The sequence below is a fragment of the Hymenobacter sp. genome (assembly GCF_036388155.1).
Taxonomy (GTDB): Bacteria; Bacteroidota; Bacteroidia; order Cytophagales; family Hymenobacteraceae; genus Hymenobacter.
In genome coordinates this window covers 1-16741 of sequence record NZ_DASVSI010000014.1, presented here as the reverse complement: position 1 = coordinate 16741, position 16741 = coordinate 1, and the positions used below count along the sequence as shown (strand labels likewise).

General features: G+C 63.0%; 10 protein-coding genes. 4 read left to right on the top strand and 6 right to left on the bottom strand.

The window, feature by feature from the left end; genetic code table 11:
• Positions 1-29 precede the first annotated feature (29 nt).
• The 5 genes from VF629_RS02145 to VF629_RS02125 all read right to left on the bottom strand — a co-directional run bounded on the left by VF629_RS02145 (position 30) and on the right by VF629_RS02125 (position 7632).
• Complete coding sequence (locus tag VF629_RS02145) at positions 30-3698, bottom strand: ABC transporter permease/M1 family aminopeptidase (RefSeq protein WP_331056799.1); 3669 nt, start codon at positions 3696-3698, stop codon at positions 30-32.
• Positions 3699-3899: 201 nt separating this feature from the next.
• A complete protein-coding gene (locus VF629_RS02140) occupies positions 3900-4805 on the bottom strand; it encodes an ABC transporter ATP-binding protein (RefSeq protein ID WP_331056798.1) in 906 nt (301 codons plus the stop codon).
• A 178-nt stretch (positions 4806-4983) separates the two neighbouring features.
• The gene (locus VF629_RS02135) at positions 4984-6123 is read right to left on the bottom strand and encodes a M50 family metallopeptidase (RefSeq protein WP_331056797.1); all 1140 of its coding nucleotides are present in this window, start codon (positions 6121-6123) and stop codon (positions 4984-4986) included.
• 59 nt (positions 6124-6182) lie between these two features.
• Positions 6183-7244 (bottom strand): hypothetical protein, encoded by a 1062-nt coding sequence (locus tag VF629_RS02130; RefSeq protein ID WP_331056796.1) that lies wholly within the window; start codon positions 7242-7244, stop codon positions 6183-6185.
• 85 nt (positions 7245-7329) lie between these two features.
• Positions 7330-7632 carry a hypothetical protein gene (locus VF629_RS02125; RefSeq protein WP_331056795.1) on the bottom strand — a complete coding sequence of 101 codons (303 nt, stop codon included), beginning with the start codon at positions 7630-7632 and terminating at the stop codon, positions 7330-7332.
• 652 nt (positions 7633-8284) lie between these two features.
• Between VF629_RS02125 and VF629_RS02120 the strand changes: the two genes are divergently transcribed.
• Both VF629_RS02120 and VF629_RS02115 read left to right on the top strand, forming a co-directional pair.
• Complete coding sequence (locus tag VF629_RS02120; RefSeq protein WP_331056794.1) at positions 8285-9367, top strand: sensor histidine kinase; 1083 nt, start codon at positions 8285-8287, stop codon at positions 9365-9367.
• Positions 9364-10140: a response regulator transcription factor gene (locus VF629_RS02115; protein ID WP_331056793.1), complete on the top strand. Its 777-nt coding sequence runs from the start codon at positions 9364-9366 to the stop codon at positions 10138-10140. Before VF629_RS02120 ends, VF629_RS02115 begins: the two co-directional genes overlap by 4 nt.
• Positions 10141-10343: 203 nt before the next feature.
• Here VF629_RS02115 and VF629_RS02110 read toward each other — a convergent pair whose 3' ends face one another.
• Positions 10344-12821, bottom strand: a complete 2478-nt coding sequence (locus VF629_RS02110; RefSeq protein ID WP_331056792.1) for a TonB-dependent receptor domain-containing protein — start codon at positions 12819-12821, stop codon at positions 10344-10346.
• Positions 12822-13232: 411 nt separating this feature from the next.
• Between VF629_RS02110 and VF629_RS02105 the strand changes: the two genes are divergently transcribed.
• Together VF629_RS02105 and VF629_RS02100 are read left to right on the top strand one after the other, a co-directional pair.
• A complete protein-coding gene (locus tag VF629_RS02105) occupies positions 13233-14036 on the top strand; it encodes a 3'-5' exonuclease (RefSeq protein WP_331056791.1) in 804 nt (267 codons plus the stop codon).
• A 99-nt stretch (positions 14037-14135) separates the two neighbouring features.
• The gene (locus tag VF629_RS02100) at positions 14136-16706 is read left to right on the top strand and encodes a T9SS type A sorting domain-containing protein (RefSeq protein WP_331056790.1); all 2571 of its coding nucleotides are present in this window, start codon (positions 14136-14138) and stop codon (positions 16704-16706) included.
• Positions 16707-16741 lie beyond the last annotated feature (35 nt).

Here is a 16741-nt window from a genome sequence, read left to right as displayed (position 1 = left end):
GTAAATTCTCGATTTTATTGTCCCCAACGCTACAACTCTTTGACATTGTCGGCTAGCCGCCGGTCAATAATCATGTTGTAGGGGTCAACGGCCACGGAGGCGGGCTTTTGCTTCACCACGAAACTTAGTTTGTTGTCGCCGGGGCGCAGGCGACGCTTCACCAGCAAGATTGGTGGCACGGGCTTTTTGTCTTTGCCCAGTTCCGGGAACACGGCCACCGGCAGGGCGTCGCGGCTCTGGTCGGCCGGGCTCTGGTTGCCGAGGCTGTCGGCGTAGAACTTGGCGCTCTTCACCGTGAAGTCGACCTGGTACTGGCCGTTGGGCAGCTGCTTGCTGGTGGCGTCAGTCACGCGGTTGTCAAACAGGGTGATGCGCTCAAACTGGTCGGTGATGAAGGACTGCAGCGAGTCGGGGGCGGCGCGGCGCAGGTAGCCGATAAACTCCGGCGAGTTGGTGTAGGGAGGCTTCTGGAAGGCGGTGGCGGCCACGTACTTTTTAAGGGCGGAGTTGAGGGTTGACTCGCCCAGGTAGTCCTGCAGCGCGTACATCACCACCGAGCCCTTGCGGTAGTGGATGTACTGCTGGTTTTCGACCAGTGCCAACGGCACTTCCTTCTTCTGTTCGATGCCGCGGCCCTGCAAGTAGCGGTTCATGTCAAACTTCAGGAAGCGCTGCATGGCGCTGGGGCCGTTGTGGTGGTTGAGCACCATGAGGGCCGTGTATTCGGCCAGGGCTTCCGACATGAGCGTGCTGCCCTGCACGTTGCCGCCCGCTACTTGGTGAAACCACCACTGGTGCGCTACCTCGTGGGCCGTCACGTAGTAGGGCATGTTTAGGTCTTCGGGGTTGTCGTCGTCTACGTCGGCGACAAAGCCAATGGCCTCGGAGAACGGAATGGTGTTGGGGAAGCTTTGGGCGAAGGACGCATACTGCGGGAACTCTAGAATGCGTACCTGCTGGTGCTGGTAGGGCGAGAAGTTCTTGGAGCAATACGCCAGCGCGTCCTTGGCGCCTTCGGCCATGCGCTTGAGGTTGTACTCGTGCCCCGGATGGTAGTAGATGGTGATGGGAATGGTGCGCCGGCCAACCGTATCGACCCACTTGTCCGAATACTTTTCGTAGCGAGCCGAGAGGAAGGTGTAGAAATTGTGCATGGGCTGGTCCATGACGTAGGTGAAGTAGCGGCGGCCGTCTTTCACCCACTCTTTCTTCAGGTAGCCGGGAGCAACAGCGGTTTGGTCGGCTTCGGTACTCACGGTGGTCCGGAAGCGAATCCAGTCGGCGTCGTCCCCAACGTAGGTGTTCTGGCGCCCTTTCAGGTCGTTAACGTCGGGCATGCGGGGCTTGGGTTTCAGGCCATAATTCTTGCGGTCTTGGTCGCCGCTGATTTCGATGCCCTCGCGGTAGCCCAGACCGGGCAGGTAGTTGTAGCTCGCAAACGTGCCGTTTTCCACGATATCCGTGTTGGAGCCCGCGTTCGGGAAACCTCGCTCCTGGTAAGACAAATCCATGGTCAGGGCCAGCGAGTCGCCAAAAGCCAACGGCTGAGCCAAGCGGTAAATGCGGAAGCCAAACGTGGTGTCGTTCAGCGCCAGCGTGGCTTGGCCGGGCGCCCCCAGCGCGAGGCGGTGCAACCGCGGGTGTTGCTCCACGGGCAGGTTGATGATGACCGAGTCCAGCGGTTCCTGGTGTTTGTTTACCAGCATAAATTGGCCGCGAAACCGTATGGCGCGGGTGCGGGGGAAGATGTCGGTGTTGAGGTCCACGGCCGTGATGCGGGGCTGGGGCACGTCCTTGTAGCGGCGGTACTGCTGCTCGTAGGCCAATTGGCGCTTTTCGGACGCCTTGGGGCTGAGGTACTCGTTCAGCACGTTGGTGTTGTAGAAGATGTAGGCGCCTGCGCCCAGGCTAACGAGCAGGCCCAGCGCCAGCGTGGCGGTGCTGCCGGCGCTCCAGCGGCGCCGGGCTTCGCGCAGGCGCCCGCTGGCGTCGGTACCGCGCACCCAGAGCAGCGTGCCGGCCAGCACCATGAGCAGGGCCACGCCGGCCCAGAGCAGCTTGGTCCACCAGAAGGCGGGCAGAAAGTGGCCGTAGCCGTTCATGGCCGAGTACGGGCCGGGGGAGCTGCTCCCCCCAAAGTCGAAGAGCCGGTGGCCTAAGCCGATTTGCGGCCGAAACTCGCCGGCCAGGTAGTACACCACGATGACGGCAAAGCCCAGGTACTTGTTGTTCACCACCACCTGCGTCACCATGGCCAGCACGCAGAGCAGCAGCAGGTACGGCAGCTGGTAGAAGAACAGCGCCTGGACGTACAGGCCGATTTCGTAGTTGAAATAGCCTTTCAGGGTTTGGATGAGTAGGCCGCACACCATCACCACGGCCATGAGCACCACTTGCACCAGCCACAGGGCAGCCAGCTTACTCAGAAACGGCACCCAGTTGGGTATCGGCACGGCGTCGGCAATCTGAGCCACGCCCGCCGACCGTTCGCGCCACACCAGCTCGCCGCTGTAGAAGATGATGATGGCAAACAGGAACAGGAAAAAAGGCCCGTTGGCAATGCTCAGGTACTGGTTGGTGAGCGGAAAGGTGGGCGTGTCAAAGGTCTTGCCGGCCTGGGAGGCCGTGGCCAGCAGCACGATAATGCCGGCGCCCGCAATGGCCGCGAAGTAGCGGCTGCGCACGATGCCCCGAAACTCCAGCTTGGTAAGGCTCCACCACTGGCTGAGGCTCAGGCCGCCGGAAAACACCTGTGTGACGCGCGGCAGCAGGTGTAGCCCGCCGGCTACGCCCTGTGAGCCACCTGCCTCGGCCAGCGCGCCGGCCGAAGCAGCCGCTTCCCGCCGCACTTTTTTCGACACCTTTTCCGAAGCCAGGGCCGAAAACCGGAACCGGGCGTAGCAAAACGCCAGCAGGCCCAGCCCCAACCCCAGCCACACGCCCCGGTTGAGGAGCAAAAAGTCAGACAGCGGCACCAGCAGCGTGTTTTTCTCCGGGGCCGTGAGGTAGCGCGTGGTTAAGCTAAAGGGCGCAAGCCCGAAGGCATCCAGCGCGGCAATGAGGTACTCGTTCTTGAGGTCGCGGAGGTAGGCGTTGGAAATGAGGTAGCCCACCAGCAGCAGCACCGCGCCGATGTACGTGCTCAGGATGTTGCGGGTGAGCGTGGCCGTGGTGAAGAAAATGGCGCCCGTAAACAGCAGGTTGGGCAGAATGAGCGTGAGGTAGGGCCACACGTAGGTGCCCAGCGGCGTGCTGGCCAGAAACCGGCTTTTCTCCACCCAGGGCATCATACCGGCCAGCCCAGCGCCCAGCCCCAGCCCGCTGAACACGAGCACGGCAATCAGGTAAGAGCCCAGGAAGCGTCCGCCCAGGTACCCAATTTTGCTGATGGGCGTGGTGTAGAACAGCGGATGCGTGCGGTGCTCGAAGTCGCGGTACACCGGGTTGCCCATGAGCGAGGAGGCGATGATGACGCCAAACACGCTCAGCACAGCAACGGTGATGGACACCGAGAAGGGGGAATTGATTTTCACCGCCTGCCCGTCGCCGCCAATGCTCACGTCGGTGCCCGGCCCGAAGCCGCCGCCCGCCGCCGTAACGAGCAAAAACGCCAGAACGAACAGAATGGCGAAGTAAATCCAGGTGGCCGGCCGCTTGAGGCGGTATTTTAGTTCGAAGAGGAGTATGGGAAGGAACATTTTGGCGAAGAAGTAAGAGTTGGAAATGGCGCGGGGCTCGGCCCCGTGCCTGCTGCTATCCGGCCTCCGGGCGGAAGAACGAGCCAGCTGAACGGCAGCCACCCGAGTGAAGAAAGTGCCAGCGGCGCAACCGGCGCAGCCCGGCCGGAGGCCGGGGAGTAGCCGGCACGGGGCCGAGCCCCGCGCCAGCGGCGGCTAGCTTCAGGCCACTGCTGCTGCCCCGCGCTTGCTGCGCAGCTCGTAGTTCTTAATCTCCGAGAAATACACGTCCTCCAGGTCCGGGTTTACGGCTTCAAAGCCGCTGTCCGGCGCGGCGTCGGCCAGCACGTGCACCACGGTTTTGCCCGCAAACAGGCGCGAGCTAATCACCTGAGTGGCGCCCTGTAGCGCTGGCAACTCGGCTTTTTCAATCAGCTTGCGCCAGATTTTTCCTTTCAGGTTGTTCATCACCGTGAGTGGGTCGCCGGTGAGCAGCACTTCCCCTTTGTTGATGATGGCCATGTGGCGGCACAGGTCGCTCACGTCGCTCACGATGTGCGTGCTGAGGATGACCACCAGGTTTTCGCCAATCTCGGAGAGCAGGTTGTGGAAGCGGTTGCGCTCCTGCGGGTCGAGGCCGGCGGTGGGCTCGTCCACGATGATGAGGCGCGGGTTGCCGAGCAGGGCCTGGGCAATGCCGAAGCGCTGCTTCATGCCGCCGGAGTAGCCGCCCACGTGCTTTTTGCGCACGTCGTAGAGATTGGTTTGGTGCAGCAGGGCGGCCACCATTTCCTTGCGCTCTTTGCTGCTGGCAATGCCTTTGAGGGTGGCAAAGTGGTCGAGCAGTTCTTCGGCGCTCACGCTGGGGTACACGCCAAATTCCTGCGGCAGGTAGCCCAGCACGCGGCGCACGGCCTCCTTGTTGCGCAGCACGTCGATGTCGTCGAGCATGATGGAGCCCGTGTCGGCGTCTTGCAGCGTGGCAATGGTGCGCATCAGGCTGGATTTGCCCGCGCCGTTGGGCCCGAGCAGGCCGAACATTCCGTTGGGGATTTCCAGGCTCACATTTTTGAGCGCCTGCGTGCCGTTGGGGTAAGTTTTGGAAAGGTTGGTAATGGAAAGGGCCATATTGACAGAAAAGAGGTGATGACTGGTGTGGTGAAGTGCTTGAGAAAGAATGTTTCGGCTTGGGCCGCGGGAAGCTACATCGTAAATCAGGAGCTTTCTATTACGCCCCTACCGCCGCAGCGCAGATGCCACTTCGGCGCCGGTGGTTGCTTAGGCGCGGCAGCGCTTACCGGCCCGGCTAGCTCACGGTGCTGGCAGTAGGCTGCTCGGCCCAACGGACGGTATCGGCCAACCACTCGGCGTAGAGGCGGGCGCTGCCTGGGTCCAGGCTTTTGGAGAGTTCCTGCAAGGCGGTTTGGGCGTGGGCGCGGGCCGCGTCAGCGTCGCCGGCCAAGCGGGCCAGCGCGGCATCGGCGCGGGGCACAAGGTCAGCCGGGGTGTGGGCCGTTACCTGCGCTTGTTCGCGGAAGCCACGGGCGGCCGGCAAGTCGTGCTCAAACGCCGCCGCGAAAAACGCCGACTCCAACCAGCCGTTGGCTTGCAGAGCGGGCGGCGCTAGGGCCAGCCGCTCGCGGTGCTCCCGCAGGTACTGCCCGGCCTGGTCAATGTGGCCGGCGTCGAGGGCTGCCAGGTACAAATATTGATAGGCGTAAAGTTTGAAAGGCAACTCGTTGGGCAAGGTTACGGCCGCTTCGAGCTGCGCCAGCGGCAACTCCCGGGGCCGCACGCCAGCCGCTGAGCGCACGAAAGCCGAGAGCACGGCCAATTCGAGCTGGCCGGCCGGACCGCCGCGCCACAGGTTGAGCACCCGGGCGCCGTCGCTGGAAAACCCGCCGGTGTGCATCGGAATCATGGTGAGCAGGGCCAGGAAGGTTGAAAGCAGGCCGCTTACGCCGAGGGCCGCCACCAGCACCTGCTCCACCGCCGTGGTTTGGGTGGGCAACAGCGCCCAGCCACCCAGCGCCAGCACGGCCCACGCCACGCTGCCCAGCGGGCCGCCCGCCGCAAACACCATGAAGCGGCCGCGCAGGTCGTGGTCGTCGGGTGGCACGCAGAGTACCATGCCGCCAGCCGCGTTCAGGTTGGTGTTCCAGCGGAAGCGCAGGCGCCCGTCCAGCTTCTTCCACATCAGCGGGCCCACGGCCAGCCAGTGCAGCACAAAGCCTTGCCGCAGCCCGGCCAGCGCGTGGCCCAGTTCGTGCAGCCCCACGGCCACCAACCACGTCAGCGGCAGCAGAGCCAGGAGCGCGCCCACCTGCCATTTGCTCCACTGCGCGTGCTTGATATGGGCAAAGCCGTACTTGGCCAGCAGCATTCCAAAGGCGGCGCCCAACATCAGGCTAAGGCCAAACACCAGAAATTTTTGCGTCTTTTTCATGGCTCAGGAGTGGCGCGGAGTGGTAGTCAGCTGGGGTTGTAAAGATGGCTGGAAGTTCCCTACTTCGGCGCGCTCAACTTGTACACATTCAGGCCAATGGCGTAGGCTACATAGCCGCCGTCGGGCGTTTTAATGAGGCGGGTTTTGTTGACAGCGTTGCCGAAGTCGACTCGCTCCCATGTTTTGCCGCCGTCGCGGGTGCCGAAGCCATTGGGCGCCGCCCCTATCCAGCCGGTTTTGTCGTCGGCGAAACCCACGCCGAACTCGCGCACCTTGGCGCTTTTCACCAGCGGAATTTCCTTCCAGGTTTTGCCGCCGTTGGTGGTTTTGGCCACGTAGCGCTGGGCCACCAGCGTGTCGGGATTATAGCTCTGGATGGTGACGTAGCCCACTTTGCGCGTGGGCCAGCTTTGCTTCCAGGTGATTTCGTAGGGGCGCGTGCTCCGGTAGCGCTTCTGCCAGGTTTGGCCGCCGTCTTTGGTGTAGAGGATGAGGGCGTTGGCCTTGTCCACGGCCACGTCGGAACCGGCGCAGAGAAAGCCTTCACGGGGCGTAAACATCTTGATGTCGAGAACGAACTGGGCGCCGAAGGGCCGCAGGTCGCGCGAGGTCCAGGTGTCGCCGTTGTCGGGCGAGTGCAGCAGGAAGCCCGGCCCGCCCACCCGGCCGCCGCCGAAAATGTGGTAGCGGTAGTCGATGTTGCCGGCGTTGATGAACTGCTCCTTCACCACTTCCAGCGCGCACAGGCCCTTTACGGTGGGGCCGCTGTACTGCACCGGGGCCAAGCTGCGGCCGCCGTCGCGGGTGGCGTAGAGCGGAATGGTGTCCGTGACGCCGGGGAAATACTGGGTGCCGATGTTGCCAGCAAACCCGCGCAGGCTGTCGATGAAAGCCACGCAGCGGAAGAACGTGCCGGGCTTTTCGTAGAGCTTCTGCCAGTGCTGGCCGCCGTCGCGGGTGCCGTAGATTTTACCGGCCCCGTTCACGTACCAGCCTTGGGTGGGCGAGGTGAAGCAGATGTCGTCCTGCTTGCCGCGGTAGGGCTCGGTGGGTTGCTTTTGCCAGGTTTGGGCCGAGGCAAACAAGGGCAGCAGGCACAGCAGAAGGAGCAGTCGTTTCATAGGTGAGGGGTTGGCGGGCAAGAAGAATATTCAAGCAACACAAGACGAGGGCGGCACAAACTACTGGCATAACTAGAGGGCAGCGCTACCGGGCCGGCACCTGCGTGGCCTCCCGCTCCACCTGGGCTTCCCGGGTGGCGAGTGCCTTCAGCCGCACCAGCGCCAGGGCCACGATTACCAGCGCCACGGCCGTCCACATTGCCCCTTTTTTGTATTGCGGCGGAACTGCCAGGGCGCCCATTGCCAGGCCCAGCGCCACCCATATGCCGGCGTTATAGTAGTCGTGCCGGAAGCCTTTCAGCACGCCTAGAAAAACAAAAAAGGCGGGAATCAAGGGCAGCAGCTTCTGCACTTTGGGGGGCTGGCTGGGGGTTGGGGTTGGTTGCATGATGAGGTGATGGAAAGAAGGTTGGGAAAAATACACTGCCAATTGCGGGGTTAGCAGGGCAAGCTGCAAGTATACAGTCTGCCAGAAATGCCACAACCATCTGATGCTGCAAACATGGCCCCGTCCACCAGCCATTGCCGCCACTTTTTACTTGAGCGCGGAAAAAGGAACGGCGGGCGCTACCCGGTGCGGGCGGCGCCAAATCAGCCGTTGCATTGCAACCGGGTCAGCGTACCAAACAAGTGACGGGGCTGGGGCGCACGTAGGCCCCCGTAGGCAGCGGGCCGTAGCGCGGTCGTACCCGGAGGGACTTTGTGGTCCGCATCCCCTGACGGACACCCGAACGACCACGCCGGCGCGGGAACGCGAACTACAAAGGCCCTCCGGGTACGACCGCGCTACGGCTTTCCACGCTCATTTGGCCATTTTCCGCGCTCCCGGAAAACCTCCGAACAGGGGTGCCCAAGCCCTCTACTTTTGCCCTTGATTCTGCTGCCACCCGCTTTTCTCGCCTTGTTTTCTGCGCTGCATGCTGCCCGTTCCGTCACCGTCTGCCATTCACCGGCCCCTGCGGAAAGGCACTCCGCCGCCCCGGCCCGAAGCTGGGGCGGACGGGCAGCTTACATTCGCCATGCGTCATCGGGGTTCTGCTATGCTGACATTTCTTCGCGCCAAGCGCTGGTACTGGATATTTCAATTGCTGGGCTGGGGTGGCTTCTGGGCCACGCAGGTGCAGGCCAGCCTAATGCTGGACCGGTTTGAGCCCAGCATCGTGCGGTGGTTTGCGCTTACTGCCTTGCTGGGCCTGGCGCTCACCCACGGTTACCGGGCGCTGCTGCTGCGCTTCGGGGTGTTGCGCGCGCCGCTGCCCCGGCAGGCCGTGGTGGCGGTGGCGGGCTTGGTGGGGCTGGCCGTCTGCATGCAGCTGGTAGCGCCGGTGCTGTTCTCCATCATGGAAGGCAAGTGGCAATGGCAGCTGCCCAAGCAGGACTGGGCCAAATTCGCGTTTGGCGTGGTGGGCGTGGGTCGATACCTCATTGTGTGGGTGCTGGCCTACCACTTCTTCGTGGCCGGCGAACGGCTGGCCCAAGTGGAAGTGAGCCAGCTGCGGGCCGACGCCGCCCGCCGGCAGGCCGAGCTCGACATGCTGCGCACCCAAATCAACCCGCACTTCCTCTTCAATGCCCTCAACTCGGTGCGGGCCCTCACCCTTACCGAGCCGCACCGAGCCCGCACGGCCGTGACTCAACTGGCCGATTTGCTGCGCTATACCCTGAATTACGAGCAGCGCCAGCTCATTCCGCTGGGCGACGAACTGGCCGCCGTGCGCGACTACCTGGCCCTGGAGCAAACCCGTTTCGGCCCCGAGCGCCTGCGCCTCGACGTGGCCGTGCCCGAGGAACTGCTCACCTGGCCCGTGCCGCCCGCCGCCGTGCTCACGCTGGTCGAAAACGCCGTGAAGCACGGCATCAGCAGCACGCCCAGCGGCGGCGTGCTGCGCCTCAGCGCCCGGCTCAGTGCGCCCGAGTGCCTGCACCTGGAAATCAGCCAGCCCGGCCGCTTGCTTGAAACGGCCGCCGTGCGCCAACCCGGCCACATTGGGGGCCTGGGCCTGGCCAACACCCGCCTGCGCCTGCGCGCCCTCTACGGCGACGCGGCCAGCCTCACCCTGCACGAGAACCCCAGTGGCACCGTGGTGGCCAGCCTGGGCGTGCCCGCCGTTCCTGCCTCATGAGTTCCGTTGCTCCCCCCATCCGCGCCCTGCTGGTAGAAGACGAGTACCTGGCCCGCCAGGAGCTGCGCTACCTATTGCAAGAAGCCCACCCCGAAGTCGAAATTGTGGGCGAGGCCGCCGATGCCGACACCGCCCGCCGTCTCATTGCCGAGCTGCGGCCCGACTTGCTGCTGCTCGACATCTCACTGCCTGGAGAAACCGGCTTCGAGCTCCTCGAAAGCCTCGACCAAGTACCGCTGGTGGTGTTCATTACGGCCTACGACCAGTACGCCACCCGCGCCTTCCAAGTCTCGGCCCTGGACTACGTGCTCAAGCCAGTGCACCCCGACCGCCTGGCCCAGGCGCTGGCCCGCGTGCGGCAGTCGCTGGCCCAAACCCCGCCTGCGCCCGCGGAACCCGACGATGCCGCGCCCGGCACCGCCGCGCCGGCTCAGCGCCTCACGCCCCAAAGCCAGGTTTTTCTGAAAGACGGCGACCAGTGCCACTTCGTCCGCCTGGCTGACATCGACTTGTTTGAGGCCGTGGGCAACTACGTGCGGGTGTACTTCGGGCCGCATTCACCCTTGCTGCATAAGTCCCTGCAGCAGCTCGAAGACAAGCTCCCACCCGACCTGTTCTTCCGCGTCAACCGCCAGCAAATCCTCAACCTCACCACCATCGAGCAGGTGCACGCTTACTACAAAGGCGGCCTGCTGCTAGAGGTGCGCGGCGGCCGGCGCGTGGACGTATCGACGCGGCAGGCAGTGCGGTTCAAGGAGTTGTTGAGCTTGTAGCGTTGAGGTCTAGAGCATCAAGGTACGGCATCATCTTGTATGGACGCACGACCGAAGAACGTCATGCCGAGCGCAGCCGAGGCATCTCGCCCGCTTCCATCCTCACGATTGAGTCACTACCACACGCGAGATGCCTCGGCTGCGCTCGGCATGACGAGGCCGGCGGCTTGCTATATACTTCGTACCCCCACTTGCCCTCGCTCCTACTGCCCGCCCTGCTTGTTGCCGCCGCCTTTCACGTCGTCGTTCGAGATGGATTTGCGCTGCTTGCCTTGCTGCTCCTGGCCGAAGCGGTAGGCGAAGCTGAGGCGGAAGGAGCGTTGGAAGGCCCGGCTCTCGCTGGTTTCGCGGAAGTCGGGGGTGTTGGTGATGTTGCGGTAGGTCCAGTAGTTATTGAAGGGCGAGCCGAAGTTGAGCACCAGGTCGGCCTTGTTCTTGAGGAAGGTTTTCTTTACACCCATTTGGTAGTAGAGGTTGGCCGGGCCCCGGCCCTGCAGGTCGGGCGAAGGCAGCGAGCTGTAGAGAAACGTGGAGAGCGTGAATTTCTTGGGCAGCTTGTAGGAGCTGTTGAAGTTGAGGCCGGCCGTGAAGCCGCGCCGCTCGATGCCCAGCGCCGGGCTGCGGCGCACGATGTACTGCACGTCGGGCCCGCCGCTGATTTCCCAACCCGTGACGGGCTTGGCCGAGCCGTAGAAATTGAGCTGGTAGTAGGCATTGGAGGCCACGTTGCGGAAGGTTTGCTGAGTTACGCCGACTTCGCTGGTGGGCAGGCGAATGGACTCAATGGCATTATCCGTGCGCCGCACCGAACCGGAGATGTTCAGCGAGCCGGCCTTGCCGTTGGTGTTGAAGCTCAGCTCGTATGAGTCGGTCAGTTCGGGGTCCAGCTCGGGGTTGCCGAACACGATGTTGCGCGGGTCGGAGCGGTCGATGAAGGGGTTGAGGTAGTCGATAAAGGGCCGGGTGATGCGGCGGCTGTACGCCAGGCGCACGCTGTTGTTTTCGCTGAGCGTGTACTGCGCGTTGCCGTTGGGCAGCAGCGAAAGGTAGTCGCGCTCGAAGGGCTGGTCACTGGTTTGGAAATCGGCCGACAGAGCGGTGCGCTCCAGGCGGCTGCCCAGGCTCACGGTCAGCTTTTTCTTGAACACGGCCGTGTAGGTGGCGTAGGCGGCCTGCACGTTCTGGTCGTAGCTGAAGTCGGTGGAGCGGCCGGCCAGGCGCACAAAGTCGGGGTCGCCCAGCGTGAGGCCGTCCACGTCGGCCACCGAGCCCGTGCGGCGCCAAATGGCTTTCAGGCCGGTTTCCAGGGTTTGGGTTTCGCCAAAAGGCTGCACCAAATCGGTTTGGGCGGTGTATTCGCTGCCCGGCGTGCGGCCCCGGCTGCGCTCGCGGTAGCTGGCCTGGCTGGTTTCCAGGTTGGTGTAGGAGTTGGCGTACTGGTCGAAGTCGTAGCCAAACGTGCCGCTGTTGTTGGCGTACTGGCCCAGCACGCTCCACTCGCGCTTGGGCTGGGCAAAGGTCTTGGTGTAGGTAGCGGTCAGTTCGCCATTGAAGCCACCGTACAGGTTTTCGGTGGTGCGGGTGAACAGCGAATTGTCTTGCGGCGAGCCCGGCACCACAAAATCGTTGAGCAGGTTGCTGAAGTTGCTGCCGCGGTAGTTGTTCAGCGAGCCGGCCAGCGACAGGCTTTGCTTCTCGCTCAGGTCGTAGTCGATGCCCACCGTACCGAACTGCCAGCGCCCGTTGTAGTTGCCGTCGCCGCGCTGCAATAGGGTCGAGTTGTCCAGCTTGCCAACACGGGTGCGCTCAAACTCGTTGGGCCCGTACCACGCGCCCGTGCCCAACGACGACGTGAAGCCAACTTTGCCCTTCTTGAAGTTGAGCGAGGCGTTGGCGTTGGAGTTCCGGTTGCCACCCGCGGCGCTCACCCGGCCATTCAGGCCGCGGTCCACACCTTTTTTCAGCACAATGTTGATGATGCCGGCCGTGCCTTCGCCGTCGTACTTGGCCGGTGGCGTCGTGATGATTTCCACGCTTTGAATCTGCTCGGCGGGAATGCCTTTGAGGGCTTCGGCCAGGTTGCTGGCCAGCGTGGGCGAGGGCTTGTTGTTTACCAGCACTTTGAAGTTGCCCGAGCCGCGCATTTTCACGTTGCCGTCGCCGTCCACGGCCAGCAGCGGGGCTTTGCGCAGCACGTCGGCCGCGGTGCCGCCGGCGTTGGTCACGTCCTGGTCGGCGTTGTACACAATGCGGTCGGGCCGCACTTCCACCACCGGCTTGGTGCCAATGACCACGGCCTCGGCCAGCGCCGTGCCCGCCGTGGGCAGCCGGAACGTGCCCACGTCCGTAGCACCGGCCGTAATGGTCACCTCCCGCGTCTGGGTGCCGTAGCCCACGTAGCTCACACGCAGCCGCGCCGGCCCCGGCGCCAGCTTGGTGAAGGAAAAGCGGCCGTTGTCGTCGGCCGCAATGCCGGTGATGGCCTTGTCGTTGGGCGCGGGCGGCAGCAGCACCACGGTGGCATACGGCACGGGCTCCTTCTTGAGCGAGTCGAGCACGAGGCCGGTCAGCGAGCCGGTGCCAACCGGAACCGCCGGGGCAGGTGGCGCTTGGGCCAGAGCGGTGAACGACGAGGCAGAAATCGTCAGAAAAAGGGCGAGTAAACGGTAGGGATGTTTCAACAGCGTAAGGGCAGCGTGTGATTTTAAAGATGCCCGCCGGGGCTGGTGGGTTGCCTCGGACCGGCTCATTAGCAAAAACTTAATCGGGAGGAAATACAACGGCATGGGCTTACTTGCTGACTGGGTGATTAATTGCCCAAAGGTCCGGGCCGGCAGCCGGCGCGGCGCCCCAATGCACGATGTGGGCCGTCCCAATTTGTGATGTGGGCCTTATGAGCGGGTGAGCAGTGGTCGGAAAAGAGTACCGGCACCGAGCAGGTTCGTTACAAGGGAAGGGCTTTTATTTCGTTAGGCCTTCAAAATGAAGCACAACCCGCATTGCCCGCGCACCAACACGGCCCAATAGGCCCTACCTATCGCCCACCGGTGTATCTTCGGCTACTTCAATTATTACGCCTCGCGTCTTTTGTCATGCAGCACCTACACCGCACCCCGCTCGACCAGATGTTCATCATTGACATCGAAACCGTGCCCTGCGTGGACTGCCACGAGAACCTGGACGAGATGCTGCAGCACCTGTGGGAGCACAAGAGCGAGAGCCTGCGCCGCCAGCAAGGCTACACCGGCCGCCCCCAGGCCGCCGAGCCCCTCCCCGACCACCTCAGCGCCGCCAGCCTGTTTGAGCAGGCCGGCGTGTACGCCGAGTTTGGCAAGGTGGTGTGCGTGTCGGTGGGCTACTTCGTGCACGACAAGCAGGAGGAACTCTGGCGCTTCCGGGTGAAGAGCTTCGTCGGCCACGACGAGAAGCAGCTGTTGCGGGACTTTGCGGGCCTGCTGGCGCACCGGCCGCAGTTCATGCTGTGCGCGCACAACGGCAAGGAGTTCGACTTTCCGTTTCTGGGCCGGCGGCTGTTGGTGAACGGCCTGCAGTTGCCGCCGCAGCTCGACCTGGCCGGCAAAAAGCCCTGGGAAGTGCCGCACCACGACACCATGGAGCTGTGGAAGTTCGGCGACCGCAAATCCTACACTTCGCTCCACTTGCTGGCCACCATCTTCGGCGTGCCCACGCCCAAGGACGACATCACCGGCGCCGACGTGGCGCGGGTGTACTGGGAGGAAAACGACCTGCCGCGCATTGCCAAGTATTGCCAGAAGGACATCATCACCACGGCACGCATCCTGCAGAAATTCCGGGGCGAAGAACCCTTCCGCGACGAGCACGTGGTGTACGCCGACGAAGCGGCCGCCGCGCCGGTGATGCGGCGGGTGGTGTAGGGACTCCAGGCCATAGCTTTACGGGCTGCTTTAACTTCTGATATTTTCAGAGGCTGGGTAACAATTGTCATTTCCATCTTTTTTCTGCTTGTGCCGCCTATGCGTGTCCTCTACCCCTTCCTTACAAGCATCGGCTTGATATTCAGCAGCTATGTTGCCGCTATCGGCCAAGTCCTCGACCCTGGTTTCGCCCCCAGCACTCTCACTTCTGTTTCTGGAGGGGACATCCAAACCATGCTGAAGCAGCCAGATGGCAAGGTGCTCATCAGCGGTAATTTTGAGTTGATGAACGGGCAGGCTTCTCCGCGAGTGGCCCGGCTCAATGCCGATGGTAGTCCTGACCTAACATTTCGGGCGCAAGCCGGAGCCGGCCCCAACGGCAGCATTTCCGCCTTAGCCCTTCAGCCTGATGGCAAAATTCTGTTGGGAGCAGAATATGGCTTGATTCGATATAATGGCACGGGCGTGCAAAGCGTCCTGCGTCTCAATCCCGACGGCAGCTTGGATGGTTCGTTCAACTCGGGTGGTGCGGGGTGGGTAGGTGGCGCAATTCGCAGCATTGCGGTGCAAGCAGATGGCAAAATTCTGATTGGCAGTGCTTTGGCTGCCACTTTCAACGGACAACCCACCAAAGGACTGATTCGCCTGCTGCCGAACGGCCAACCAGACGGTGGATTTACGGTCGGGGCCGGGTTCGTTAGCTCCCTGAGCGATGGCGCAGTCTTCAAGGTCCTTGTGCAGCCCGATGGCAATATCGTGGTAGCGGGGATGTTCAATTCCGTTGCGGGGCAGGCGCGCCAATCCGTTGCCCGGCTGACGCCTTCCGGCGGTCTGGATGCCAGCTTCGCCTCGCCTTTAGCGGCCAATTCGTTTGGCACCGATGTGGCACGCCAGGCCGACGGCAAACTTGTGGTGAGCGGCTCATCGTTGCTGGGGTCAGGAAGCACTGCAGCAGGCGTGGTTCGCTTGCTGGCCAATGGTACCCCCGACCCTGCCTTCGCCACCAGCCCCTGCAGCGGCATTGTGCTGAAGTTGGTGCTGCCCGGCGATGGCAGCATTATCGCAGCGGGTTTTTTCTCTTCCCTCGGGGGCGGCACCCACAACAATCTGGTTCGGTTGACCACCTCTGGCGCCGTAGACACGGCCTTCGCCTCAGGCGCCGGAGCAAACAACGGTATTTTGAGCTTAGTTGAGCTGAACAATGGGCAGTACCTCGCCGGGGGCCCTTCGCTATACAGTCCGAACTCAACCATCAGTGGCCTGACGCGCCTGCTAGCCAATGGCCAACCCGACGGCAGCTACGTCCAAAACCTGGAGTTTGTGATGAGATGCCCTCTTGTTCCATTAGCCAACGGCCAAGTGATGCTGTACGCCAATGGGCTCAATTTCAACGGCCAGCGCATCAACAACATTGGCAGTTTGCCCTTCCATCTGCTCAATTCCGATGGCACCTACAATTCACTGGTAGCTTTCCCGCCCGCTTTTACTCGGCCTGCAGGCGGCACGTATTATCAGTCGTTTTCGCCGCAGTCCGACGGCACCGCCTACGCTGCCTACCAGAACTCTGATACCACTTTACAAGTGCGGCGTATTCTGACTAATGGCAGCTTCGACCCGGCTTTCGGCACAGCGGAGTTGCAATTCGGCAACCAACTACCATTCCCCCTATGCTGCGGGGTATCGGCCATTGACCCAGTACCTGGCGGGGGCGTATTGGTTCGCGGAGGTTTCAGTCGGGTGAATGGCCAGCCCCGCCCCAATCTGGCGCGCCTGCTCGCCAACGGCGCCCTCGACACGCGCTTTGCACCCGCGGCGGCGGCGCCCTGGCTGGTGCCTTCGGGCGTCGGGTCAATCTCGGGTTTCAAGAATGCCTTTGGCTTGGCCAATGGTCAAACCCTGGTAACTTGGAACGACGCTACGCACAGCTTCCTGGTGCGGCTCAACGCCGACGGCAGCATCGACAACACTTTTTCCATTGGGGCATCCGGCGGGCCCAACGCGCTGTTCACGGCCTTGCCCTTGGCCAGCGGCAACATCCTGCTGACGGGCAACTTCACTGCTTTCAACGGGCAAGCTGCTCCCAACGGCTTGCTGCGCTTGCTGCCTAGCGGCACGCCCGACCCCAGCTTCACGGCGGCGAGCGCAGCCCTTAACATGGTAGAGCAGCCCGACGCCAAGCTGGTTATGGTGGCCCCCGGCGCCGATTTGCAAACTCAGAGGCTGGTTCGGCTCGCTGCCGATGGAAGCCTTGACCCCGGCTTCCAGCCCGTGCTGGTGCAAAACGCTACTTACACCCCGGCCGATGCCACTGTGTACTTGCAGCCCGGCTCCAACGCGCTGCTGCTCAGCGGTAACTTCACCAGTGTGGCCGGGCAGCCGCGCTTTGGCCTGGCCCGCCTCGTGAACACGCCGCTGGCGACTCGTAGCGCGGCGGCCGCGCCACTGGCCGACGTATTTCCCAATCCCGCCCACGACCAGTTGAGCGTGCGCTTGCCCGCCCAGCCCCTTGGCCCAGCCCACGTTACCGACCTGCAAGGCCGCATTATGCGCCGTTGGTCTTTGCTTCGTACCACCGACAAGCTGCCTCTGCGCGGCCTTTCTCCTGGCGTGTACTTGCTAAGCGTGCCCACCACTGCTGGCACCGTGCACCAGCGTTTTGCCGTTGAATAGCCCCCGCTCGGCCCCAAGCACAACGGCCGGCTTCC

Coding starts and splice junctions, on each gene's coding strand:
- VF629_RS02130 (WP_331056796.1), bottom strand. CDS start 7,244: ATGAAACGACTGCTCCTTCTGCTGTGCCTGCTGCCCTTGTTTGCCTCG.
- VF629_RS02125 (WP_331056795.1), bottom strand. CDS start 7,632: ATGCAACCAACCCCAACCCCCAGCCAGCCCCCCAAAGTGCAGAAGCTG.
- VF629_RS02120 (WP_331056794.1), top strand. CDS start 8,285: ATGCTGACATTTCTTCGCGCCAAGCGCTGGTACTGGATATTTCAATTG.
- VF629_RS02115 (WP_331056793.1), top strand. CDS start 9,364: ATGAGTTCCGTTGCTCCCCCCATCCGCGCCCTGCTGGTAGAAGACGAG.
- VF629_RS02140 (WP_331056798.1), bottom strand. CDS start 4,805: ATGGCCCTTTCCATTACCAACCTTTCCAAAACTTACCCCAACGGCACG.
- VF629_RS02145 (WP_331056799.1), bottom strand. CDS start 3,698: ATGTTCCTTCCCATACTCCTCTTCGAACTAAAATACCGCCTCAAGCGG.
- VF629_RS02105 (WP_331056791.1), top strand. CDS start 13,233: ATGCAGCACCTACACCGCACCCCGCTCGACCAGATGTTCATCATTGAC.
- VF629_RS02100 (WP_331056790.1), top strand. CDS start 14,136: ATGCGTGTCCTCTACCCCTTCCTTACAAGCATCGGCTTGATATTCAGC.
- VF629_RS02135 (WP_331056797.1), bottom strand. CDS start 6,123: ATGAAAAAGACGCAAAAATTTCTGGTGTTTGGCCTTAGCCTGATGTTG.